General features: G+C 41.5%; 15 protein-coding genes. 13 read left to right on the forward strand and 2 right to left on the reverse strand.

Features of this window, described 5'->3' with window-relative positions; translation table 11 throughout:
* Nucleotides 1-117: 117 nt before the first annotated feature.
* Nucleotides 118-654 (reverse strand): hypothetical protein, encoded by a 537-nt coding sequence (locus LQ227_RS24590; protein WP_230151705.1) that lies wholly within the window; start codon nt 652-654, stop codon nt 118-120.
* Between the two features lie 1918 nt (nt 655-2572).
* Here LQ227_RS24590 and LQ227_RS24595 point away from each other — a divergent pair.
* From LQ227_RS24595 to LQ227_RS24625, 7 genes are all read left to right on the forward strand, one after another.
* Nucleotides 2573-3211 carry a DUF6266 family protein gene (locus tag LQ227_RS24595; RefSeq protein ID WP_230151707.1) on the forward strand — a complete coding sequence of 213 codons (639 nt, stop codon included), beginning with the start codon at nt 2573-2575 and terminating at the stop codon, nt 3209-3211.
* Between the two features lie 913 nt (nt 3212-4124).
* A complete protein-coding gene (gene porV / locus LQ227_RS24600; RefSeq protein ID WP_230151709.1) occupies nt 4125-5288 on the forward strand; it encodes a type IX secretion system outer membrane channel protein PorV in 1164 nt (387 codons plus the stop codon).
* A gap of 111 nt (nt 5289-5399) precedes the next feature.
* Nucleotides 5400-10925: an Ig-like domain-containing protein gene (locus LQ227_RS24605; protein ID WP_230151711.1), complete on the forward strand. Its 5526-nt coding sequence runs from the start codon at nt 5400-5402 to the stop codon at nt 10923-10925.
* Between the two features lie 197 nt (nt 10926-11122).
* The gene (locus LQ227_RS24610; protein WP_230151714.1) at nt 11123-12481 is read left to right on the forward strand and encodes a glycoside hydrolase family 105 protein; all 1359 of its coding nucleotides are present in this window, start codon (nt 11123-11125) and stop codon (nt 12479-12481) included.
* 16 nt (nt 12482-12497) lie between these two features.
* Nucleotides 12498-13751: a DUF2264 domain-containing protein gene (locus LQ227_RS24615; RefSeq protein WP_230151716.1), complete on the forward strand. Its 1254-nt coding sequence runs from the start codon at nt 12498-12500 to the stop codon at nt 13749-13751.
* A gap of 355 nt (nt 13752-14106) precedes the next feature.
* On the forward strand, nt 14107-16425 hold the full coding sequence (locus LQ227_RS24620; protein WP_230151718.1) for a glycoside hydrolase N-terminal domain-containing protein: 2319 nt from the start codon (nt 14107-14109) through the stop codon (nt 16423-16425).
* Nucleotides 16426-17081: 656 nt separating this feature from the next.
* The gene (locus LQ227_RS24625; RefSeq protein ID WP_230151720.1) at nt 17082-17699 is read left to right on the forward strand and encodes a YceI family protein; all 618 of its coding nucleotides are present in this window, start codon (nt 17082-17084) and stop codon (nt 17697-17699) included.
* A 311-nt stretch (nt 17700-18010) separates the two neighbouring features.
* Here the strand turns inward: LQ227_RS24625 and LQ227_RS24630 are convergent, their stop codons facing one another.
* Nucleotides 18011-18376, reverse strand: coding sequence for a helix-turn-helix domain-containing protein (locus tag LQ227_RS24630; protein WP_230146348.1), 366 nt, complete (start codon nt 18374-18376; stop codon nt 18011-18013).
* A gap of 222 nt (nt 18377-18598) precedes the next feature.
* Between LQ227_RS24630 and LQ227_RS24635 the strand changes: the two genes are divergently transcribed.
* The 6 genes from LQ227_RS24635 (at nt 18599) to LQ227_RS24660 (ending at nt 25316) form a co-directional block, all read left to right on the forward strand.
* Nucleotides 18599-19474 (forward strand): universal stress protein, encoded by an 876-nt coding sequence (locus LQ227_RS24635; RefSeq protein ID WP_230151723.1) that lies wholly within the window; start codon nt 18599-18601, stop codon nt 19472-19474.
* 55 nt (nt 19475-19529) lie between these two features.
* Nucleotides 19530-20564, forward strand: a complete 1035-nt coding sequence (adhP, locus tag LQ227_RS24640; protein ID WP_230151726.1) for an alcohol dehydrogenase AdhP — start codon at nt 19530-19532, stop codon at nt 20562-20564.
* 26 nt (nt 20565-20590) lie between these two features.
* The gene (locus LQ227_RS24645) at nt 20591-21046 is read left to right on the forward strand and encodes a pyridoxamine 5'-phosphate oxidase family protein (protein ID WP_230151729.1); all 456 of its coding nucleotides are present in this window, start codon (nt 20591-20593) and stop codon (nt 21044-21046) included.
* A gap of 184 nt (nt 21047-21230) precedes the next feature.
* A complete protein-coding gene (locus tag LQ227_RS24650; RefSeq protein ID WP_230151732.1) occupies nt 21231-23012 on the forward strand; it encodes a hypothetical protein in 1782 nt (593 codons plus the stop codon).
* Between the two features lie 57 nt (nt 23013-23069).
* A complete protein-coding gene (locus tag LQ227_RS24655) occupies nt 23070-24260 on the forward strand; it encodes a PAS domain-containing sensor histidine kinase (protein ID WP_230146343.1) in 1191 nt (396 codons plus the stop codon).
* Between the two features lie 24 nt (nt 24261-24284).
* On the forward strand, nt 24285-25316 hold the full coding sequence (locus tag LQ227_RS24660; RefSeq protein WP_230146342.1) for a response regulator: 1032 nt from the start codon (nt 24285-24287) through the stop codon (nt 25314-25316).
* Nucleotides 25317-25692 lie beyond the last annotated feature (376 nt).

Below are 25692 nucleotides of genomic sequence, written 5' to 3' on the forward strand. Positions count from 1 at the left end.
TGTAGCATCCCGCTAAGACCCAGGCCAAACTAATTATAGATAGTTCCAAACAAAAAAAGCCCATCTTTCGATGCGCTTTTAATCTTAGCGGAGAGCTGCGGAATGTCGAGCTTTTTGTCAGCAACTCCTATTTTTGCTAAAATCACGTTTAAAAAGGACCTTATTATTTTGCTCAATATAGTCGCCTGATACAATCAAATAGGGATGATTGGGCGAATAGCCAGCGCTGTGGCTTTTTACCATTATTTTGTCGTTAACTTTCAGCCCATTTAACTGCTGAAATTCCTTAAGCGTGAATTGCATCATGTATGCTTCGCCATCAATCCTGACGATAAGCCATTTTGGACCTGATTTCGCGTTTGCGCGCTGAAAAGTAACAGAGGTGACCACGGCCTCCATATTGCTGAAATCCTTTATGTACGTCCTTATTTTATCATGACTGGCATGTACCTTTTTACCTTCAGGAGAAAGCTCCCATTCTTTGAACTTTATCCCGTCAGGAGAGGCCTCCCATTTTTTTCGGTCTTCCACCATGCGCGCTTTCATTTCAGCGGCAGACAAGGGCTTTGGGGATGGCTTAATTTCACGATTGGCAAATACTAATCCGCTCACCACAACCAGTGGTAAGATCAGCACATAAATGGTTTTTTTCATATGTTTCATATCCTTTCAAATTGATTAAGCGAATCTAGTTTGATATTTTTTGGATGGAGTGATTTGGATTGTAAATAAAAATGTAAATTTTGTAAATAAATCGTAAATCGTATTTGAAGGGCGATTTTAGCCCCTCGCTCAATGCCTTAAGTTAAGCACTGCAGTCGTCAGTCTGTCCAAAGGACTCCTGTGGAGAGCATAGTCGAAGACTTCTTGAGATTGATGAAACGCAAATAAATGCCCTTCGACTCCGCTATCAATGACAGACTCCAACAGCGTGGTCGTCTTTCCCGCGCAGGCCTATCGTGTGGACACATCTTTTGTTACCTCTATATATGTTTTTTTAGTACATTTGATTAAGGCGGTCGTCATGCTGATCCCGAATGTTCGGGATCAGCATCTTTCGAGTTATAAAAAGGCATTTATTTCAAAAAAAACATTAATTAAGCAAACATAGCCTTTTCCGCTCTATGCCGCGGGGCATGGTACTTTGGAGCGCCAAAGTACCCAAAGCGCTTTGTCAATCCGGCAATGTGGCTCCTCACCACCTACGCTCATCAAAAAACAGCGGCACTTCGTTTAATCAGCTGTTGTCTCCGTTTTCTTCTGTCTGATTGAGCCCTTCGGGGTTTGTGTTCAATATTTCCTAAAACTTTAAATTAGCTTTATGAACACAAAACCACTGCGTTTTAGGTTTGGTGGTGCTATTTTGTTCTATTCTGCACCTGTTTTTTGATTTCCTGCCACTTGGGATTGACGGGCGTTCTTCGGTAAAACCTGTGTATTATTAAAGTAGGTCAGCATAACGCCGAAAAACCCACACATATAAAGATGTGTCCACGATAGGCGCAAGCGGGAACCACGCAGTGCTCAGCGAAGCTAATCTTTAAGCGCTTGCATTACAATTATTCATAGGCTTTCTTCTCTTCAAAGGCATTCATGAGCACTGTGTGGTTCCCAATCAAGTTGGGAATGATGAACCGCCAAAAGCTGTCATCAATACTCCGATGTATTTGAAAAATCTAACCCTACCATTGCCGTTATTTTGTAATTATTTACTAATAAGATATTTGCGACACTATACATTTCCGCCCAGCTAGGCCACAGCACCGCATCTCCGTTCCACTGAAATCCGGCCTAACAAATTTTTCGGGCTCCACCAGCACAGCCAACCCACTAACTTCGAAAGAAAACGGCGAAGCCCTCATGAATGCAGCTGAAAACTATAATACAAAATGAATAAATTTTCAGCCGGTGTTTTTTGTTTTTTCATACACCTTTATGTTTTTCAACGGCATTCAAGCTAGCTACGCTGGTCTTTTTGACACCAAAAAGAAAGAGCCTTTCGGCGGCGGTGAGCCGAGGCAAGAATGAGCCGCTGGGCAAAAAAAGGATAGGCTTCATTCATATTGATATTTATACAATAAATTATCTCTCAGGGTAACATCTTTTTGCGATTTATCCCTTAACCTAACGACAAAGAGTCTCCCATTCTGATTATAGCGTCTCGCTAGGACCCAAGCGCAAAATAATTTAACCACAGATAGAAAGGATACACACAGATATGAAATCCGTGTTTATCTGTGTACATCTGTGGTTAAAGCCATTCTGGTCGTAGCGTCTCCAATGTTATTTCATAAACCTATTCCAGAAAATTAGAATTAAGCTTAAATAATCAACCAATAAACAAAAATGAAACAAATTGTAAGCATCTTTTTTATCACTAAACGCTGATTCAAAGTTAATTCACCGTTACTGAGGTTTGAATTAAAACGGACTTAGTTCGGGGTTGGTTCGGACTTGTGACAGACCCATTCGAACTAATCGCGTTTTAACGCCCCGTTAAATTTGATGAAATAGTGCATTGATGAAATTCTTTTCCTATCTTGGTAGTAATCATCCCATAATTTAAAAAATTATGGCAATATTTAATCAAGGAATCAACGGTGGTTTCACCGGAAAAGTAGGTAGTGTAATAGGCTATCAACTAAATGGACAATGGGTAATGAGGGGTTTACCTAAACCCAGTCCAAAAAACAAAAAAGGAACGGCCCAACAAAAGGCTTGCAGGTCTGGTTTTACCAGAATGCAGTATTTTCTTAAACCCTTAATTACCTTCATCAGGGTAGGCTACAATCTCGAATCCAAACTGCGGATGATGACTGCGCATAACGCAGCCAAATCGTACAATATGCTCAACGCATTTGATGCAAATGGTGACATTAACTGTGCAAAGGTATGTCTAACATTTGGAAGCTTGATGGGGGCAGAAAACCCCAGTGTAGTTAAAGATGATGTAGGGCTTCATTTCAGCTGGCAAAATAATGCTGCCAATAACTGGGTTAGGGAAAACGATCAGGTAATGGTAATGGCTTATAATGTAAAAGCTCAGTTGGCTTATTTTAAACTCAGTGGTGCAAGGAGAAGTGATGGCATGGAAACCATTGAAATCCCAGCGTTTGAAAAGGATAATGAACTGCATACCTGGATTTCATTTATCGCAGATGATAGGCAGTCTATCGCAATGAGCATCTACACAGGGAATATTATTATTTAGGAGACCAGAAAAAGGTAGTATTCCATTAAATCTTATTAAAGCATCTTTTAACCGTTCAGTTTTGTAAACTGAATGGTTAAAAGATGCCCTTTTCTAGTCTTTATTGTTGATCACGCCGGGTAATCAGCTTATTTAGGTCGTTGAAATCTATGTGTTAGCTCATCTATCTTTATATAAAACAAAGCACAAACGTTTGCGTATAATCCGCTACTTTAAATTTTGCTTTAAAATGTTAAATGTCAATAATCCAATATCAAATCGATCTCTTATTTTTTACCATACTATTTATTTCGATCATCTCCTGTTTTTGTAATAATAAATTTACAAATGAGGCCTATTTCTGAAATAAGCCAGGTAATTGTGCACTTAACCCCCGAGCTGGGCTATGCTGAATATAATTTACTGTTTTTCTACTTCTTCTGATCACATTGTACCCTTATTTAAAAATTTTCAAGCAAATATGGTAGCATGATCAGTGATATTATTGTCGTCTAAACTCGGCATTACTGTCAATCTGTTCGCAAACAAACGTTTGTGCTGTCTTTTTTATTTGACTTAAATCAATTGTACTTAGTTTTGATAAAGGTCTCTAACTAAGATCTATACCAACATCCTATAATCATTTTATTAAAAAACAAACGAGTAAATTATTAGTGAATCAACTAACCAAATAAACCTATAAACGAGTTTTTGTTGCCTATAACTTCTTGAAAGAAATCGTCCTGTTGAAACAAGAAGAATTACAGTATTGCCTGAAACAGACAGTCTCATTTGTGATATGCCTTCCAGGTAATACTGTAATTAGATAAATGTAATATCGATCTAGAGATTTTGGCTGATGCAGTAAGCGGTAGTGGTGATGGTTGTTTTTTGATCATAATAACTTAAAATTTTAACTCATAACCGAAAACCAATGAACAGAATGTTTTTCCTCTTAATCCTGCTTGCTTTAGTTATTACAAACGCTAATGCCCAGCAGGCAGGGAAAATTAACAATGATGGCAGATCTAACAGTCTGGTCGCTGCAGCCCCCTTTTTAAGGATCACCCCTGGTGCCCGCATCGCTGGCATGGGGAACGCTGGGGTAGCGGTTGAGGCTGATGCCCATTCGGCGGCTATCAATGCAGCATCGATGGCCTCCCTACCCCAAGGGTCAACAGGAATAGGGTTAACCTATACCCCCTGGATGAGGAACCTGGTGCCAGACATGAACCTTGCCTACCTGAGCGGCTACCGTAAGCTGGACGAACGTAATACCATAGGGGCGTCTTTGAGGTATTTTTCTCTGGGTGCCGTTAGCCTTACCGACGATAACGCACAGGGATTGGGAACAGCCCGCCCAACGGAGTTTGCGGCCGATATCAACTATGCACGGAGTTTTGGAAGTGAATTCGCACTTGGTGGAAGTATCCGTTTCATCAACAGCAGTCTGTTTACCGGACCAACAAGTTCGGGCGGGCAAGCAGGACCGGGAAGGGCCCTGGCCGCCGATATATCCGGGATTTACCGAACCGGTGTGATGTTGTTCGGAGGCCCTGCAGATTGGTCATTAGGCGTAAATATCTCCAACATTGGAACAAAAATGAGCTACAGCGATACTGGCGAACAATACTTTCTGCCTACTGAGCTGAAACTGGGCTCTGCAGTCTCTTTCATCGGAAATGAAAGTAAACTGACCCTGGCTTTAGATCTGAATAAATTGCTTATACCTACCCAGCCTATTTATTCACCTGATGGAAAGATTATCAGTGGAAAGAACCCCGATAGGTCTGTTCCGGCAGGTATTTTTGGGTCATTTAATGATGCACCTGGAGGCTTTAGTGAAGAAGCAAGGGAAATAGGTTTATCAACCGGGCTCGAACTGTTATTTAAAGATAGGTTGGTGTTTCGGGCAGGTTATAATTACCAGGATGCGCAAAAAGGTGATGGCAGTTATTTTACCCTCGGTGCAGGCTTTAGGTACCAGATCTACAGCATTGATCTATCTTACCTGGCCACCGCAGAAAGAAGCAATCCGCTCGCCAATACGCTGCGGTTTGGTCTCGCTGTAAATTTTCTTCCGAGGAAGGGAAAATAACGAAATAACAAACAGATCGTAGCCAGGCATTACTGGTGAAAATATAGGCAGAATAGGAGGAGATGGCTTAAACAAAAAAAAACAATATTATTTAATTTAAACCCTGACCAAATGAAAAAACGATTACTCTCTTTTCTCGCTATGTTATTGCTCTGTGCAATTGCGAACGCTCAAAACCCGGTCACCATCACCGCAGCCGCTTCAAAACGGCCATCTCAAAGTGGTAGTGAAATTACAAAAGCCTTCGATGGTAATCTGACGACCATGTACCATTCTAACTGGTCTTTAAACGCCATGCCAGACACGGTAGATTTTTATTTTGTTGGTGTAAAAAGCATCAATAAAGTTGATTACACCCCGCGGCAATCGGGTCCAAATGGCATCTGGACCACTGTAGATGTTTATTATGCTTCTGCTGATGCACCCTCGGTTTTTGTAAGCAAGCTGAGCAATATCAGCTGGGCCCAGACCAATGCGGTAAAAACGATCGATATGACGGCCAGCCCGATTGTAAAACCCTACATCGTTCGCTTTGTAATCAGAGCGGCAGGAGGCAATTTTTCGAGCTGTGCTGAAATCAATTTTAGTTCTGCAGAAACAGGGCCATTTGTTCAGCCTTTAGATTGCGACAATCCAATAGCAGAAGATTTTACAGCCTATTCTGATGTTAAACTGGCCATTTCCAGTGCCAGCGTAAGCCCTGCAGCGAATGGCGGTGAAGATATCTCGCGTACTTACGATAACAACACGGCTACCTTATACCATTCTAGCTATAGTGGCGGCGGATTTCCGATCAGTTTAACCTATAATTTTACCACCAGTCCTACTATCGATTATATCAGCTATGTGCCGAGGCAGGATGGCGGCTCAAATGGTATTTTTGGTACGGGCGAAATCTGGTATAAAACCACAACACAAACGACTTTAACCAAATTAATGAATTTTGATACGGGTTTTAGTTCAGCTGCGTATCAGATCAGTTTCCCTGCAGCTTTAACCAATGTTACACAGGTTGTGGTTAAAGTGCTTACAGGTAAAAATAATTTCGCCAGTTGTGCCGAAATGCAATTCTATCAGAAAAACAGCGCCGGCAATTTATACACAAACATTTTTGCGGATGATCTGCATACAACATTAAAATCTGGAATAACGCAAACCGATATTGATGCCATTGCTTCTCCATTTTTTAAATCTTTGGCACAATGTATTTTCAATAATAGCTACAACAGGAAATACCGCGTGCAGACCTACGATTATTATCCAAATCCGGTCACTGTAGAAGGTATATTAAAAATAAATGGCTTAAACAAGGTTGAAAACCCAACCGGAATTGCCTTTAAGGCGAATACCAAAGCGATTGTTTTTGTTGGCGATACCTATGGTGTAAACCCACAGTTAGTTGTTAAAGATTTTGGACTGGATTATAGCAGCACTACTGATAGCTATCCCCTGAAAAAAGGGGTAAACATTATCAATGTGCTGCATGATGGACTGGCTTATATCGGTTACTTTAGCGATAATATCAATCTGCAGCCTATACAGATTAACATTACCACAGGCCAGGTTAACGGATATTACAATCCTTTAACCGATACCAATGATGATTGGACAAAAATGTTGCTTAATGGTGTGTACTCGAAGTTGGATATGAAAGGAATCTATACCAATCTAAATCTCAACAAAAATATACTGATCAGTAATTCGGCAGCCAGTGGAAAAGAACTTGTTGCAGCCTACGATACTATTGTGCATAATGAGTTTACGTTAAATGGTCTAACCAAATATAACAGGGTGCCTAAAAACCACATGTTTTTAAGGTCTATAACTGGTGATGGAAATCCGAATGCAAGTGGTGAAGGTGTAAATTATCCCATAGGTGTGGGTGGCAGTGGGTCTAATCTTGCGAGTGCTACCGGAGTTTTTAAAGATCCCTGGGGAATTGCCCATGAGTACGGCCATAACAACCAGGTGAGGCCAGGAGCCAAATGGATAGGCATGACTGAAGTAACAAACAATGTTAACTCGGCATGGATACAATATCTTTTTAGTACCAATTATGCAAATACCACAAGACTGGAAAAAGGTAATGATGCACCTAAAGCAGGAGCTGCCAGTTTATATGGTGGACGGTACGGCTCGTTGTTTGATAATTGTTTGATACAGAAAAAACATATGGAGGCACAAGGCGATGTATTTGTGCGATTGGTGCCTTTGTGGCAACTGGAAGTGTATTACCAGCTTGCCGGTGCAGGTAAAAACCTGCCGACCATGCAACAGCGATTAACTGGTACAGCAGCCCCGGCTGGACAACCAGATGTGGCTTTTTGGTACGGCGATGTGTTAGAGAAAATGCGTACTACCAGTCAGACAGGATTAAATGAAGGCCAGTTATTACTCAACTTTGTAAGTGCCACCTGCGATGCTGTTCAGGAAGATCTGACCGATTTCTTTGTGAAAAGTGGCTACCTGTTGCCAATTGATATGGATATAGACGATTATTCTATAAAGCGGTTAACCATTACCCAAGCGCAGATAGATGCACTAATTGCTACTATACAAGCGAAAGGATATCCAAAACCAGTATCTCCGGTGTTAAATTATATTTCGGCAAATACGATAAACACCTTTAAAAACCGTACGCCATTGGCAACAACTGCAGCTGCAACGGTCGGTGTAACCGTTAATACCAACACATTAAAGATTGATAATTCGAAATGGGCAAATGCAGTAGCTTTTGAGACCTATAACCAAAAGGTACTTACCGATGTGGCTATTTATGGGGCTGGAGAAGCAACCACAGCAAACGCAAACACAACGGTTCAATATGGTGCCGGTTCAACAAGTGTTTATGCTGTTGGAGTTGATGGTACAAGAAAATTGGTTTATCCGGCAGTAGATGTCGCCAATGTATTGCCAACAGTATCGATTACTTCACCTGTTAACAATGCAGTAGTTACAGTGGGTAGCGATGTTGTCATAAATGCCGATGCTGCCGATACAGATGGAACTGTTACTAAGGTAGAGTTTTATCAAGGTAGCACACTTTTAGGTCAGTCAACCACTGCACCTTATAATTTTACCTGGACTAATCCAGTTGTAGGAAATTACAACCTTACCGCTAAAGCAACCGATAATAACGGAGGAGTAAAGGTATCAGATACGGTTAAAGTGATCATCAATACCTTGCCAACGGTGGCCATTAGTTCACCGGCAAACCATGCGGTGTTTACGGCAGGTATAAACGTTGTTATTGATGCAAATGCTGCTGATACCGACGGAACAATTGCTAAAGTAGAATTCTATCAGGGATCGACTTTATTAGGTGAATCTACAGCTGCACCTTATAGCTTCACCTGGACTAATCCAGCTATAGGAAATTACAACCTTACCGCTAAAGCAACCGATAATAATGGAGGAATAAAGGTATCAGACACCGTTAAAGTGGTTATCAATACCTTACCAACGGTAGCCATCAGCTCACCGGCAAGCCATGCTGTGTTTACAGCAGGTATGAATGTTACTATCAATGCCAATGCCGCTGATATTGATGGTACAATTAGCAAAGTAGAGTTTTATCAGGGTTCAACGCTGTTAGGTGAATCTACAGCTGCACCTTATAGCTTTAACTGGAATAATCCTACAGCAGGAAATTACAGCCTTACCGCTAAAGCAACCGATAATAACGGAGGAACAACAATATCAGACACTGTTAAGGTTACCATCAATACCTTGCCAACGGTAGCCATCAGTTCACCAACAGGCAATGCTGTATATACGGCGGGTGCTAATGTTGTCCTAAACGCCAATGCTGCTGATACCGACGGAACGATTAGCAAAGTAGAGTTTTTTGAGGGCAATACTTTGTTAGGTCAATCTATCACGGCACCATATAGCTTTACCTGGAATAACCCTGGTCCCAGATTTTATAACATCACGGCAAAGGTCACCGACAATAATGGCGGTACAGCTGTTGCAGATACGGTTAGGATTAAGATAAATGCCACACCAACAGTGGCCATCACCTCACCGGCAAACAATACTGTATTTATAGCAAATTCGAATGTTACCATAAAGGCCGATGCAGCTGATACAGACGGAACGATCAGCAAAGTAGAATTTTATCAAGGTAGCACACTTTTAGGTCAGTCTACTACTGCACCTTATAATTTTACCTGGGCCAGTCCTGCTTCGGGAAGCTATGCCCTTACGGCAAAGGCAACTGACAATAATGGTGGAACAACCACATCAACAGCTGTAAATGTTACGGCAAATACTTTACCAACGGTGGCCATCAGTTCACCGGCAAACAATGCTGTATTTACAACAGGATCGAATGTGGTCATTAGTGCCAATGCTGCTGATACCGACGGAACAATTACCAAAGTAGAGTTTTATCAGGGCAGCACATTGTTAGGGCAATCTACAACAGCACCTTATAGCTATACCTGGACCAGTCCAGCTGCGGGAAGTTATGCGCTTACGGCAAAGGCGACCGATAATAACGGCGGAACAACTATATCAGCTATTGTAAATATTAGTGTGAGCGCCGCACCAACGGTATCTATTACCGCGCCGGTTAACAATGCAATATTTGCGGCAAACTCAAATATTACAATCAATGCGAGTACCACTGGAACAGTTGTTAAAGTAGAGTTCTATAAAGGTTCGACTTTATTGGGCCAATCTACAACGGCACCCTATAACATGGTGTGGAATAATGTTTCATCAGGAACGTATACGCTTACTGCAAAAGCAACAGATAATTTAGGCAGGATGGCTACATCTTCTCCTGTTACTGTTACCGTAAACACACCGCAGGCCTTAACTGTTAATCCGGTGGCCGATGCATTTGTTCGGGACGGCGTTTTTGCAAATGCCAATAATGGAAGCTCAAAGAGCCTGGATGTGAGCAGCGATAACTGGTCTGCTTTCAGAGAATCTTACCTGCGCTTCAATTATAGCACATTTTCGGGTTCAGCAGTAAACAGTGCAAAAATCAGGGTGTATGCTTCGCGTATAGAGGTAAATCCTTCAAGGAATGTATCAGTGTACGGACTGTCTAATACCACCTGGGGAGAAGGCACCATTACCTGGAACAACAAACCAACTGAAAGTGGTACCTTGCTTGGTAACTACATTGTTAAAAATACGGCCCGTGCCTGGTACGAACTGGATGTAACCGCTTATATCAATAGCCAGCTTGCTTTAGGCAAAAAAATCATTTCCATCAGGCTGATCAATCAGGAAGCAAAAGGATCTGGTAATCTGGTAAGCTTTAATTCGCGCGAGGCAAACAGCAATAAGCCAGAACTCTTATTGAACCAGGAAGCGGGTGCAACAAACTTCGAAGAGTGGCCGATAAACACCAATAATGGCAAAGCCCTTGGATCATTGCTGGCATTAACAGTTACTGCATGGCCAAATCCAAGTACGACCGGGTTTAAAGTGCAGGCAGAAAGCCCTAGCAGCGATGCATTACAGTATAGGGTTTATAATATAGCCCAGCAATTGGTTAAAGAAGCTAAAATAGCGGTTAACGAACAGTTAACTTTCGGGACTGAACTTCCTGCCGGTGTATACATGGTAGAGGTACGACAAGGCACAGAAAGAAAGGTTGTAAAAGTAATTAAGTTATAGCCGTTTTTTTTTAAGATTATTGAAAAAGAGAGTGCCTAAAAGCACTCTCTTCTTTATGTTGTCATTTTTTGAATGTTAGGAGGCTTACGATTTAACATACCTCATATCGCGAGAATTTTTACCACATATTAAACTATATCCCAATAAACAATAAATGATCAAAATTTATTAACCGGATCATTAAAATCAATTATTAAATGCAGAAACAAATAATTCTATTCCTCCTGGTTCTTTTCTCTTTCGAAAAGATGAATGCGCAGAAAAAACAGCCGCTAGCAAGTGAAATCATCAGCCAGATGAAAAAAGTTGCGGATTGGCAATGGACAAATTTAGAAACAGCAGGGTGGAAAAATCCGAAAAAAGACTGGACCAGTGGCGCAATGTACGCTGGGATGATGGCATGGGCACGCCTGGCCGATACCGAAAGTTATTATAAAAAGCTGATTCAGGTTGGTGAAGATAACAAGTGGGAAACGGGAAGATACCGGTATTTTGCAGACGATTATTGCGTTGGTCAGCTTTATTCGCAGCTATACACCATTTACAAAAGGCCCGAATATATCCAGCAGTTTAAAGCCCTGGCCGATACCATTGTTTCTTTACCACATGTAGAAAGCCTTGAATGGAAAAATAGTATTTATACCCGCGAATGGGCCTGGTGCGATGCCCTGTTTATGGGGCCACCAGCTTTGGGGTATTTAAGCCAGGCAACGGGAGATCCGAAGTATCTGGATAAATCAATCGCGCTATGGTGGAAATCTACCGCCTATTTGTACGATGAAGACGAGCATCTTTTTTACCGCGATAGCCGATATTTTAACAAAAAAGAGAAAAATGGAGCCAAGGTGTTCTGGAGCAGGGGCAATGGGTGGGTAATGGGTGGTTTAGTACGGCTGTTATCGGTAACACCTGAAAATCATCCTGAGCGTAAAAAGTTGGTGAAATTATTTAAGAGTATGTCTGAGAAGTTGGCCGCGCTGCAGCAGGCAGACGGAAGCTGGCACGCCAGTTTGCTCGATCCCGAAAGTTATCCTTCAAAAGAAACCAGCGGTACAGGTTTTATCTGTTATGCGATGGCCTGGGGCGTAAAAAACGGACTTATTCCCTACAAAAAATACAAAAGCGTAATTTCCAACGCATGGGATGCACTTAGTTCTTCCGTTCATTCTGATGGGAAACTAGGCTTTGTACAAGCTCAGGGTGCTGCGCCCGATAAAGTTGGTTATGAGGATACTGATGTTTATGGCGTTGGTGCTTTTTTATTGGCAGGAAGTGAAATGTTCCGTTTAAATCTGGCGCATAACGATAAAAGTATTGTTGCCGAAGCGTACAACGGATCTTCAGCCAATAATAATCAGACTATAAAGATCGCATGGCCACAAATTGTAAAAAAGGTTAAAATAAAAGATCCCAAACAATTAATAGCAAGAGATGCAGCCACTGGACAAATTGTGCCTTTAAGCATTAATTATAAAGATGAAAAAATAACCGAGGTATCTTTTACGGAGAACATTACCGCCGGAACGAGCAAGTTTTACGAAATCAGCACCAAATAAAATGATAAAGTTAGCGATGAAGAATTTTAAATATGCCTTTTTAATAAGTCTTGTATTTTTAACTACAAATGCAGTTACCCATGCACAAACCGCAAAGAAAACAAAAACAGCCCCGGTAACAAGCGGCGCACAAGACCGGGCTTTTTGGGTGAAAACTTTATATAAAATTGCTTATCCCGTTATCCATAACCTGGCCAATAATACATTAAAAAAAAACATGGCTACCGAGGTAGCACCACAGTATTATAACAATGTAAGGGAAGTGGGTTATACAGAAGCATTAGGCCGTACTTTTGCAGGAATTGCCCCTTGGCTAAGCCTGCCAGATGATGATACGGAAGAAGGGAAACTAAGGGCAAAGTTTAAAGCTGAGACCATTCAGGCTTTAAGCAATGCGGTTGATCCATCAAGTGCTGATTACATCAATTTCAGAACAGATGCACAGCCGATTGTTGATGCAGCCTATGTGGTGCAGGGTTTTTTGCGTGCACCCAATGTTTGGAAGGCACTAAACGAAACCACACAAAAAAGATATATCGACGAGATTAAATCGTTAAGAAACCGGACAGGCGCTTATAACAACTGGCTCTTGTTTACCGCTATAGAAGAAGCTTGGTTGTTAAGTGTTGGCGAAGATTATGAACCTTACCGCACCATGACAGCCATTAATAAATTAAATGAATGGTATGTAGGAGACGGATGGTACTCAGATGGATCGAGCTTCAGTACCGATTATTACAATTCTTATGTTATCCATCCGATGATGATCGATATTCTGAAAGTAATGGTAAGCAAGAAAAAGGCGGCCGAAGCGCAGCTTACAAAAGCCACTGGCCGGGCTGTACGTTATGCCCAGATTACCGAAAGGATGATTTCTTCAACAGGCGAATACCCGCCGGTAGGAAGAAGTGTAACTTACCGTACTGCTGCCTTTCAAACCCTGGGGCAGATTGCGTTGGATCAAAAACTACCTACAGAATTAAGTCCGGCGCAAGTGCGTTGTGCGCTGACCAAAGTATTCGAAAATATGTACGCTGGCGATCAAAATTTTGATGAACAGGGATGGTTGGTTTTAGGCTTTAACGGCCACCAGCCAGAAATCGCCGACCCATATACCTGTACCGGAAGCCTTTATATGGCAACATTGGGTTTTTTACCCTTGGGCCTGCCAGCCAATAACGTGTTCTGGACTGATGTAGCCGCACCCTGGACCGCTCAGAAAGCCTGGACGGGTAGCTCTTTTCTAAAAGACCATTCATCAGGAAAATGATTCGCTGAAAATGAATTGATTTTATAGTTGTCATCCTAAGGGTTAATTAATTGTTTAAAATCAATATAAGTGACTGATTTTTTTTGCAAATATTAAGTTACGAGGGATCGTCATTCCCAACTTGATTGGGAACCACGTAGTGCTCATGAATGCCTTTGAAGAGAAGAAAGCTTATGAATAATCGTAATGCAAGCGCTTTAAGATTCCCGCCTGCGCGGGAATGACGATCATTTTATTCAAGTCTGTCAATAGTAGCTTGTCGAAGGACTTCGATAAATACGCTTTAATGTGTTTCGGCAGCCTTTAAAATAATAAATTAGCATGGCCAGACTGGTGCATGCGCTGATAAGATAATATGATAAAATTTTTTAAAACCAATTTACTCTTTTTAAGTCTTTTTGCAGGGTTATCGGCTGGTGCACAAAAAACAATTTTGCCCGATGCCAGCTACAACCTGGTGCTAAAAGCGCCCGTAACTACTTGGGATGAAGCTCTTCCTTTAGGCAATGGTTTAATGGGCGGTTTATTATGGGGCGAAAAAAACACCATCAAACTATCATTAGACAGGGGCGATTTATGGGACGAGCGCACACATGGAGCGCGCGAATGGTGGAAAAAGTACAATTATCAAAAAGGAGCAGAAATGATTGCCCAGAAGAATTTTAGTGCCATTACCTCTTGGTGGGATGGCGCATATCGGGGTGTGAGTCCGACCAAACTGCCAGCCGGCAGATTAGAACTTAAATTCCCCGATCAGGAAGTGCTTGAAGAATTTGAATTATTGGAATCAACTGCCGAAGGAGTGGCCCGTTTTAATTCGGGTGCAACAATAAATGCGCTGTATAGTGCAACTCACCCTGTCGCTATCCTTTCCATCAAAGGAACTGTTCCAGAAGTCATTGATCTCTTGAGTCCGATGGATGTATATAATAACAACAAAAAAGGACAGGCCGGGCCAAGCAGTGGTGGTTCTGTAAACAAACTGGGTTACCCTGATGCCATACACGGGAAGAGTGGTAATGCACAATGGTATATACAGGATGCATCAGAAGGGCTTCGATATTGTGTATATGTAGCGACTAAAAAAAGTGGCAAGGAAACTTTACTCGCCTTAACCATCACCTCTACACAGGATGCAAAGGATCTTTTAGCCCTGGCACGCGAACGATGTACCAAGGCATTGAACAAAGGCTATCAAGCGATGCGTAAACCTCATGTAAAATGGTGGAGCAGATTTTGGGAGAAATCGAGTGTAACAATACCTGATACGGCTATTCAAAAACAATATAACCTGGTACAATATTTTTATGGTGCAGCTTCACGTTTAAATGCCCCGCCAATGCCACTGCAAGGTGTTTGGACAGCCGATAATGGTGCTTTGCCACCTTGGAAAGGCGATTACCACAATGACCTGAATACACAGATGACCTATATGGCCTACCAGGAATCGGGGCGATATGATGAAGGTGCATCTTACCTGAATTTCCTTTGGGACCGACGTGATTTCTTTAGGGCTTTTGCCAGAGATTTTTATGGTACCCGTGGTTTAGCCTGCCCTGGCGTAATGTCTTATTCCGGCCAGCCTTTAGGCGGATGGGGCCAATACAGTATGTCGCCATCTATGAGTGCCTGGAGTGCACATTTGTTCTACCTGCATTGGTTGTATACGGCCGATGATCAGTTTCTTAAAGAAAAAGCTTATCCATGGAGCGCTGAAGTTGGCGAATGCATGTTGGGTTTATTGAAAAAGGACAGCACTGGCTTATTGAAATTACCACTTTCATCCTCTCCTGAAATTTTCGATAATAGTCCGAAAGCCTGGTTAACACCCAATAGCAATTACGACCTGATGAGTTTAAAAATGCTCTTTCTTTCGTTAAAGGAAATGGCATTGGAGTGCGGTAAAATTACAGAAAGTAAGAAATGGGCAGATGCAGCTTTAGCCTTGGGCGATTTTCACACCAAAGCCGATGGCACCTTAATGCTGGATGCCAACTATGAACTCAGTACCAGTCACAGGCATTTATCCAATATCATAGGGATCTATCCTTTCAATCTGATCAATAGTGAAAGTGGTAAAAAAGATCAGGAGGTAATTGGGGCTACCCTAAGAAGTTGGGATAAACTCGGTACCCGTGCCTGGGTAGGCTATAGTTTCTCGTGGATGAGCTGCCTGAGGGCAAGAGTAGGAGATGGTGAAGCGGCCGTTAAAAACCTCGATATTTTTGTTAAGGCCTTTGTGTTGCGGAATGGTTTCCATGCAAACGGCGATCAGACCAAAAGCGGCTATTCGGGTTTTACTTATCGTCCATTTACTTTAGAAGGTAATTTTCTGGCCTCGCAGGCTGTACACGAAATGCTGCTGCAAAGCTGGAGTGTTACACCCGGTGAACCGCATACCGGCGTGATCAGGATCTTTCCTGCTGTACCTCAAAAATGGGCAGATGTTTCGTTTTCAAACCTAAGGGCCGAAGGCGGTTATATAGTATCGGGTATCAGAAAAAACAAAAGTATTTTCATGTTCAGTATTACAGCAGGCAAAAGTGGAAAACTTCGCATTAAAGATAATTTTATGGGAAAAACGCCAAAGTGGAATGTCAAAAATGTGAATAAAATAGACGGAGTATATGAGGTTTATCTAAATAAAGGACAAAAGCTGACCGCTGAATTTTGATTAAAAGGCAGTAGACTGCGTAAAAATGAATAGGTCCCTCCCCAATGTCATCAAATTAAGGGATAAATCTCAAGAAGATGTCACCCTGGGAGATAATTTATTGTATAAAAATCAATATTAATGACAGGAGAATTTAAAAAATTAAATCTCCTCAGATATCGTCATTGCGAGAAGGCTTTTTCAGCCGACGAAGCAATCTTACAACTATCGCTAGTAGCGAGCGCTTTAAGATTGCTTCGTGCCTCGCAATGACGACCCTTCTTAAAAGATCTGTCAATGGTAGCGTAGTCGAAGGGTATTTGTTTGCGATTTATCATCTCAAAAAGTCTTCGACTACGCTCTCCACAGGAGTCCTTTGGACAGACTGACAACCGCGGCGCTTAACTTAATGGCATTGGTCCCTCGCGGCCCGATTGGATATATTTTGGTCAATCTTTAAGATGTCTTTAATACTGCATGGCAAATAGTTGATGCTACAGTTTGGTGCGGAACCAAGTGAGCTTTAGCCGAAAAGCCCTTTTTATAAATTATTGTTGATTTTCGGATGTTGATGTGGTTGAAAAGTGATGATCATCAGTTTTCAATCTGGTGCGCCTCACAAAATTTGACGGCAGAACAGGGTAGGTTTGATTAACAGTTTAATCCAATAACCTGCTATGAAAATATTTAATATATTCCAGAAAAAAATCAGACCTATCACCCTATTGTTTATGCTCTTCCCGCTGGTAACAGTGGCGCAAACAACATATCAGCTTTCGCAAACAGCCAGCAATTCAGTTAAGGTAATGGGCACATCCAATGTTCACGATTGGTCGATAACATCCAAACAGTTCGAAAGCACAGGTACATTTAATTTCAATGCCCGTGGTGAAATGACGGACGTAACAGCCCTAAAATTTACCCTGGCGGCAAAGAGTCTCAAAAGCGGAAAATCTGCTATGGACGACCGTACCTATAAAACGCTTAACGCAACTGAGTTTCCTAAGATAAGCTATCAGCTCACTTTTGCAACAGTTACCATGGTACAGGCAAAAAGGTATTCTATCCAGACATCAGGAATTCTGACCATTGCCGGGAAAACACAGAGCCTTTCAATGAAGGTAATGGCTTTGGTAAATGCAGATGGTTCCATTAGTTGCCATGGCAGCGAAAAATTAATGCTAACCGACTATGGTATTGAACCACCAAGTTTTATGCCTGGTCCAATGAAAGTGGGTAATAACCTCGTTGTCCGGTTCGAGTTCGATTATGTTAAGGCATCAATAGCAAAATAGCAGTTCATCACTAAGATAAAATCATGAAAAATAAATTTACTCCGGTTGTTGCCCTAAGGGTAGCAATTGCGAGTTTGTATAGCTTTGGGACGCAGGTCTCCAATCTTAGGCCATTCTGATAAATCTGGTATCGGATAAATGTTAAATGAGGCACTATTGGGCTGATAGGACAACAAGCATTAATTTTTCTGATTTTCACCTCATCCCTCCAAAAAAAATAGGCAGGCTTATTCAGGTCAAAGATCAACTGGTTGTGGCTTTCGTTTTTAAAATGGAAGGCAGGGTAATTGAGGTGTTTTAGTGTATTGTGTTTATCTAAACTGCCCTTTTTCCAACAATGAAATCGTGCTGAGCTGAATCTTATTTAACCTTTCCTGAAGTTCGAGCGCTTTGTTCTTTTCGTTAAGTAAAGCCTTCAAACGGTCTACTTCTGCTGCAAGTCTTTGTTTCTCCTGTAACTCCATCTTCGAGAAAACCTTTCCACTTTCGTAATAGCTGAAAAAATTATAGTTCAGGATTTCACTCACGCGGACCAAAGTAAGAATATCGATAGTTGCGGTATTCAGCATCTCCTGCGTTTTTGTTTTGCTGATCTCAAGGGCGGCGGCAATGTCTGAAACAGAGATATCTTTCTGCTTCATTTCCTTCCAGATCATTAAGCCTATATGGACACTCATTTTGTATAATGGGATAATTTGAAACATTAAAATTACGGAAAGCATGCTGATTTAATCATTTTTTGTGGTAATGATAATTAGTCTAAATATTTCTTTAGCCTATCATCATAATGATCGGGCACTTAAATGGTAACACCGGAAGAATCATTTTAATAACTGATGGGGCTCATATTTTTAACATGGGCTTTTTACAAACTTTATACCGATCAAAAAAGACCCATTATGAAAAAAATCCTGGTACCTGTTGATTTCTCTGCAACGGCAGAGAACGCAGCCGATTATGCAACTGATCTGGCCCATGGTATTGGTGCCCGGGTAGAACTGTTAAATGTTTTTCAGGTTCCGGAGTTTTCTCCCGCTGCGGCATCTCTGGTATGGCCACTTGAAGAATATAAGCTTATAGAAGACGATGCTAAAAAAGCCTTGGACAAACTGGTCGAAAAGGTGGAAGAAAAATATAAAAAAGCCCATCATGAGCTTGGTTTTAAAGCAGAGGTGTTTGGGAGAACTGTTCGTGGCGAGGTTGAACAAGAGGTTAGCAAGTATTTTACCGAGTGTAAAATGAACCTCGTTGTGGCCGGATTAAACCATGCAGATAAGTTAACCAAAACACTTATGGGCAGTGTTGCCAGAAAAATTATCGGGGAGGAAATACCTGTTTTGCTTATACCTGCGGGATACAGGTTTAAGAAACCTAAAAAAATCGCTTTTGCCACAGATTTTAGCCATAGTGATATCCCCGTTTTATGTACACTTGCCGAATTTGCAAAACCTTTTAACGCCGATATACTCATTACACATACCGGTAGTTCAAAATCAGAACCAGAAGCTTATAAGCATACAACCGAAGATTTTTTAAACCGGGTTGCCGATCGGGTTAACTATAGAAATATCTACCATAGGCATATAAACAGTGAACAGATTAAGGATGGTTTAGATTGGATTGTAGAAAACGGACAGATCGATATCCTGACCATGGTGCACCGAAAACACGGTTTTTTTCATCGCCTGCTTAAAGGTAGCTTTACCCTGAACATGTCAGATCATATTCAGATCCCGCTTTTGGTTTTACCGCCATCACACAACATTCCGATGTAATTGCCCATCACCAGATAAAATTCAATTATTAAAAATCTATTGTAAAACAGCATATATGTATCCTAAAACAATGAAAGCCGCAGTTATCCATGAATATGGAGGACCACTGGCCATAGAAGAACTTCCGGTTAGACCGCTCAATCAATATGAGATTTTGGTTAAGGTAATTTCATGCGGGGTATGCCACACCGATTTACATGCCTGTAATGGAGACTGGCCGGTAAAATCAAAAATGCCATTGGTGCCAGGCCACGAGGCCATTGGACTGGTAGCTGCAATGGGACATGATGTTAAAACTGTTAAGGAAGGAGATGTGGTTGGTGTGCCCTGGTTATACAGTGCATGTGGCTGTTGCGAATTCTGCTTAACCGGTTGGGAAACCTTATGCTATGAGCAGCAGAATGGTGGTTATAGTGTAAATGGGGGTTTCGCAGAATATGTCATTGCCGATTCGAGATACGTTGCCCATTTCCCTTCGCACGTAAATTTTGCAGAAATGGCGCCGATTATCTGTGCCGGGGTTACCGTATACAAAGGTTTAAAAGAAACCGATGCAAAAGCAGGTGAGTGGGTAGCCATATCTGGTATTGGTGGGCTCGGTCATCTTGGGGTTCAATACGCAAAGGCCATGGGCTTTCAGGTCGCTGCGATTGATATTGCAAACGATAAACTGGAAATGGCCAGAAAACTGGGGGCAGACATTGTTGTTAATGCGCTGGAACATGACCCGGGTGAATTTCTTAAAAAACAAGCCGGGGGTATGCACGGCGTATTGGTTACGGCAGTAACACCTGTTGCTTTTAGTCAAGGGCTTTCTGCATTGCGCAGAAAAGGTACTTTATCCCTAAACGGACTACCTCCAGGCAGTTTTGACCTTCCCATATTCGATACCGTGTTGAACAGGATAACCATCAGGGGTTCTATTGTCGGCACAAGAAAGGATATGCAGGAAGCGATCGAATTTGCGGTAGATGGAAAGGTAAGGGCGCAGGTTAAATCAGCAAAACTGGAAGATATCAATAATGTGTTCGATCAAATGAAAAAGGGCGAGATTGATGGCCGGATTGTTTTGGATATTGCGGGAGCTTGATTTATAATAAATATAATTTTTGTAAGATGTTAGGAAAACTAGAAGAAGAGGATATAGAAAAGCTCCTTAAGGAACAATATATTGGCCGTTTGGCCTGCCATGCTCATGGGCTGAGTTACATTGTGCCCATTAATTATGTGTACAGCAGCGGCATGGTCTACGCCCATTCTGCTCCGGGGCAAAAAATCAGGATGATGAAAAGTAACCCTCAGGTATGCTTTCAGACCGATCAGATCCGCGATACTTATAATTGGAAAAGTGTAGTGTGCTGGGGCAAGTTTGAAGAAATTACGGATGCTCCAGAAAAACAAAGGGCCCTTCAGGGAATTATCCATCGGATGATGCCCTTAACCAGTACACCTTCGGAGCAACCATCGCATGGAACCGGCAAAAAAGATACTTATGATGAAGATCTTATCGTGTTCAAAATTATCTTTCATCTTAAAACAGGTAGATTCGAGGTAAACGATAGTGTTGAATAAACGGCTTTAGCAAAATACATATATCCCAAACTTTCCAAAAGGCATATTATAAAACGTTAAAAAGTGACCTCACTCACTTTTCGTTTTGACAGGCATCATCTCCAGACCAGTTCAACTATAATAGTTTTGCTGTCGAAATCATCAGCTTTTTATTGTAAAAGGCCAAACCTTATTACGAAACACCATGCCACATTCATTCCATATCCCTGTATTAGGCCTCGGCTATTCTATTGATACGCCATTAAAAGTTGCCAGGTACGGTATTTCATCAGTGCTGTCTATTGTTGATGATGAACTGATCGAGCGCATGCGGGCTTATCATTCAAAAAACCGGGCGGTTCATTTCGAAGCGATTCCAAAAGGAGCAGCTGACTGCCGGAGTAGACGCATCACTGCATACCTCAATTTTTTACTGGAAACGATAACCGACGATTTTAAAGCCTTAAAAAAGCAGGATTTTAATGCCGGAAATGATATATGCCGTTATTTCGAACTACTTCCTGATACGTCTAAATTAAAACATGGTTACGAACTGATGCTGGACTATCCCGAAGGTGAAACCAAGCAGACCTTCCAATCGCTTTTAAAAAATGCAATGCGGATGGGGGCTATTGATGTGAATATTATGGCCAAGGTAGATAAAATGAATTATGTAGATGACCAATATACTGGCGATCTCAATACCGATGCCTTAAGTGCACTCCGTGGTTTTGCGGAAAGTAAGCTGAATGCCTCTGTTGTACTCTCTGCCGGCATGAACCCGAAATTATACAGCTATATGGAAAATTTTGAAGACTTTTTTCCTGATGAAAATGGCAAGCTGAAAAAGAAAATCATCTTAAAGGTTAGCGACTTCAGATCGGCACTGATCCAGGCTAAATTTTTGGCAAAAAAGGGTTTATGGGTTTCAGAATTCAGGATAGAGTCGGGCTTAAACTGTGGTGGCCATGCATTTGCAACAGAAGGCTATTTACTGGGCCCAATTTTGGAAGAATTTAAGCTCAAAAAAAACGATATGCTTGCTGAGCTTTTTAACATGTACCAATCTGCTTTAGTGCAAAAGGGAATCCCAACAGAAAAACAGCCCAAACAGCGGGTAAGTGTTCAGGGTGGGATTGGTACGGCTGCAGAACACGATTTCCTCCTTCAACACTACAATCTCGATGCCACAGGTTGGGGAAGCCCGTTCCTATTGGTACCCGAAGTAACGAATGTAGATGCCGAAACATTGGCGCAATTGGCCAGTTCAACAGAAAGCGATTTTTACCTGAGTGGAGCCTCTCCGCTGGGTATTCAGTTTAATAATTTTAAAAACAGTACAATAGAACGCCAACGTGCCGAGCGGATTGAAAAGGGCAGGCCGGGAAGCCCATGTACCAAAAAATACCTTTGCAACAATACCGAATTTACTGAGCAGGCCATCTGTACGGCATCCCGCGAATATCAGCACTTAAAAATCAAAAGTCTTAAAACTGCCGGCCTATCCGCAGGCGAATATCAAAAGCAGTTTAATCTGGTAACCGAAAAAGTTTGCCTTTGTGAGGGCTTATGCGCCGCTACCTATCTCAAATATAATATGGCCAAACCCAAAGAAAGCACCGCAGTAGCCATTTGTCCGGGGCCAAACATGGCCTATTTTTCTGATGTATATTCATTTGATGAAATGGTTGGCCATATTTACGGGAAAATTAACTTGTTGAGGCAGGTAGAACGGCCACATATATTCATCAAAGAACTCAATCTTTATATCGATTATCTTCAGGAAGACATTAAACAACAGCTTCAACATTTTAGCGATAAAAAAAGGAAGCAGTTAAACGCATTTAAACTCCAATTGGCTGAAGGGATTAATTATTATAAAAATCTTTTTGCCGAGGTTGCAGATCAGGCTTCCGGGGAATTAAAAGGATTATATGAACAGCTGGCGAAGTCGAAAGACAAACTGGACGGATTGATTGTTGAATAAGAGAAAAAAGATCGCAAATAACTTTTCTATATTTACGAGGATATACTGATGTATTACATGGATAGATCGAAATTTTTAGATGCCATTATTGAAAATGCCATTGATGGGATTATAACCATTGATGATAAAGGGATTATAGAACATTTAAACCCGGCTGCACTTGAGCTTTTTGGTTATGGCAGAGCAGAACTGGTTGGAAAAAACGTATCGGTGTTAATGCCAGAACCTGATCATTCGCGCCATGATGGCTACTTATCCAGATATGAACATACGGGGCAGAAACACATTATAGGGATTGGAAGAGAAGTTTCTGGCAAGCGCAAAGATGGCTCGGTTTTTCCTTTCAGGCTGGGGGTAAGCGAAGTAAAATTTAGCGACCGTAAAATTTATACCGGTTTTATCCACGATCTGAGTAAAGAAAAGGCCAATGAAGAGCAGATCAGAAGCTATACCGAAAAATTAGAGGTCAAGATCAAGGAACGCACACACGATCTGGTAAAGCTGGTATCCGAACTCGAAATGGCCAAAGAAAATATGCAGGCGCTTTTTCAGAAAGAGAAAGAACTCAATCAGCTAAAAACAAGGTTTGTTTCTATGGCCTCGCATGAGTTTAGAACACCACTCAGTTCGATACAATTATCGGCTTCCTTAATCGATAAATATACCTCCAGGCATGATGTGGCCAGTGTAGAAAAACATACACTGAAAATCAAAAATTCGATCAACAACCTCACTACGATCCTGAACGACTTCCTTTCATTGGAAAAACTTGAAGCAGGAAAAGTGGAAGCATCGGCACAATCTTTCAATATCATCAGTTTTGCTGAAGAAATAGCTGAAGAAATGCAGATGATGACCAAAGAGAACCAGCACATTATTTACGAGCACACCGGTACAACCGCCGAAGTTTACCTCGATCCGAACCTGTTGAAAAACTGTGTCATTAACCTGATTTCCAATTCGATAAAATACTCTGGAGCAGATACCTTGATCCAGTTCAATTCTATTTTAAAAGATGATGAACTCATTTTGGAGGTGAAAGACAATGGAATCGGAATTCCAAAAATAGATCAGCAAAATCTGTTCGAACCATTTTTCAGGGCACACAATACGGGCGACATCCCTGGCACTGGTTTAGGCCTGAACATTGTAAAAAGATATGTAGGTCTGATGAATGGTACCGTAGCCTGCCAGAGCGAACAAAACTCAGGTACCACTTTTACACTCACCTTTGCGCCCGGTAAATAATTTATAATTAAACACCCAATCTCCATGAACAAGAAAGTTTTGATTATTGAAGATAATGACGACATAAGGGAAAGTACAGCTGAGGTGCTTGATCTGGCAGGTTACCAGACTTTTACCGCCAAACATGGTAAACTCGGTGTAGAAATGGCTCTGAACCATTTGCCTGATGTGATTCTTTGTGATATCATGATGCCAGAACTTGATGGTTATGGTGTACTATACCTACTGAACAAAAACCAAAAAACGGCCAATATCCCTTTTATCTTCATTACGGCAAAAACCGAGCGGGCAGACATGCGAAAAGGAATGGAAATGGGTGCAGATGATTACCTCACCAAACCGTTTGATGATATAGAACTTTTTAAGGCCATAGAAAGCAGGTTTAAAAAGAAACAACAGTCAGCTGGCTTTAATTCAAGTGCAGGCAACAGTGAAACGGTCATGGATGAGCTTCGTAAAAAGGGCAAATTAAGACCAATTGGCAACAAGCAGATCATTTATGTGGAAGGGGATGAACCTAGCCATTTGTATTATTTGGTTAAAGGGCAGGTGAAAACATATAAACGTTTCAAAGATGGCAGGGAACTTTCTTCCAATTTGTATCATGACGGCGATTTTTTTGGGTACGAAAGTTTGTGCAACGGGGAAGTGTATGCCGATAATGCTGCAACTTTAACCGAATCAGACATTATCCAGATCCCCAAAACAGATTTTATGGAGTACCTGCTCAACCATCAGGCCGTATCCAAAAAATTTATCGCTTTGCTATCAGGAAATGTGCGCGATAAAGGAAAGCAGATGCTTCAACTCGCCTACTCTTCGGTAAGAAAGCGTGTGGCAGAAGCATTGCTGCAAGTAGCGGCTAAATTTGGAGACGGTGTTGAAGACAGCTGTACCATCCGGATTTCTCGTGATGACCTTGCTGCATTGGTAGGTACAGCCAGCGAAACCGTAAGCCGAATGCTTGCTGATTTTAAAGATGAAAAACTGATCGATAAAACAGGTAATGCCATAAATATCCGCTCGATCGAAAAACTCAGAAACATTAAACAGTAATTTATTCATTGATAAGGGGTTAAGTGTTTAATTGTTTAGCCTGTCATTCTGAACGCAGTGAAGAATCTTTAATCATTGATAATTGATTGGGAATCACGAAGTGCTCATCGAAGATAATCTTAATGCTTTAGGATTCCACCTGCGTGGGAATGACGATTGTATTATGGGAATTAGTCAATAGTTCATATTTATTGCCAAGGGTGATTCATCCGTAAATTGTTTAATCGGTTAATCTACGCTATGCTCCTAGCGCCAAACTCTGGGCTCAAATTGTTTAATCGGTTAGTCTACGCTATGCTCCTAGCGCCAAACTCTGGGCTCAAATTGTTTAATCGGTTAGTCTACGCTATGCTCCTAGCGCCAAACTCTGGGCTCA

The organism is Pedobacter sp. Bi27 (assembly GCF_918698255.1).
Taxonomy (GTDB): Bacteria; Bacteroidota; Bacteroidia; order Sphingobacteriales; family Sphingobacteriaceae; genus Pedobacter.

What these genes read in the sequence shown, in the direction of transcription:
- LQ227_RS24660 (WP_230146342.1), top strand. Translation starts at nt 24,285, where the DNA reads ATGAACAAGAAAGTTTTGATTATTGAAGATAATGACGACATAAGGGAA.
- LQ227_RS24650 (WP_230151732.1), top strand. Translation starts at nt 21,231, where the DNA reads ATGCCACATTCATTCCATATCCCTGTATTAGGCCTCGGCTATTCTATT.
- LQ227_RS24635 (WP_230151723.1), top strand. Translation starts at nt 18,599, where the DNA reads ATGAAAAAAATCCTGGTACCTGTTGATTTCTCTGCAACGGCAGAGAAC.
- LQ227_RS24620 (WP_230151718.1), top strand. Translation starts at nt 14,107, where the DNA reads ATGATAAAATTTTTTAAAACCAATTTACTCTTTTTAAGTCTTTTTGCA.
- LQ227_RS24615 (WP_230151716.1), top strand. Translation starts at nt 12,498, where the DNA reads ATGAAGAATTTTAAATATGCCTTTTTAATAAGTCTTGTATTTTTAACT.
- LQ227_RS24645 (WP_230151729.1), top strand. Translation starts at nt 20,591, where the DNA reads ATGTTAGGAAAACTAGAAGAAGAGGATATAGAAAAGCTCCTTAAGGAA.
- LQ227_RS24655 (WP_230146343.1), top strand. Translation starts at nt 23,070, where the DNA reads ATGGATAGATCGAAATTTTTAGATGCCATTATTGAAAATGCCATTGAT.
- LQ227_RS24610 (WP_230151714.1), top strand. Translation starts at nt 11,123, where the DNA reads ATGCAGAAACAAATAATTCTATTCCTCCTGGTTCTTTTCTCTTTCGAA.
- LQ227_RS24630 (WP_230146348.1), bottom strand. Translation starts at nt 18,376, where the DNA reads ATGAGTGTCCATATAGGCTTAATGATCTGGAAGGAAATGAAGCAGAAA.
- adhP (WP_230151726.1), top strand. Translation starts at nt 19,530, where the DNA reads ATGTATCCTAAAACAATGAAAGCCGCAGTTATCCATGAATATGGAGGA.
- LQ227_RS24590 (WP_230151705.1), bottom strand. Translation starts at nt 654, where the DNA reads ATGAAAAAAACCATTTATGTGCTGATCTTACCACTGGTTGTGGTGAGC.
- LQ227_RS24625 (WP_230151720.1), top strand. Translation starts at nt 17,082, where the DNA reads ATGAAAATATTTAATATATTCCAGAAAAAAATCAGACCTATCACCCTA.
- LQ227_RS24595 (WP_230151707.1), top strand. Translation starts at nt 2,573, where the DNA reads ATGGCAATATTTAATCAAGGAATCAACGGTGGTTTCACCGGAAAAGTA.
- LQ227_RS24605 (WP_230151711.1), top strand. Translation starts at nt 5,400, where the DNA reads ATGAAAAAACGATTACTCTCTTTTCTCGCTATGTTATTGCTCTGTGCA.
- porV (WP_230151709.1), top strand. Translation starts at nt 4,125, where the DNA reads ATGAACAGAATGTTTTTCCTCTTAATCCTGCTTGCTTTAGTTATTACA.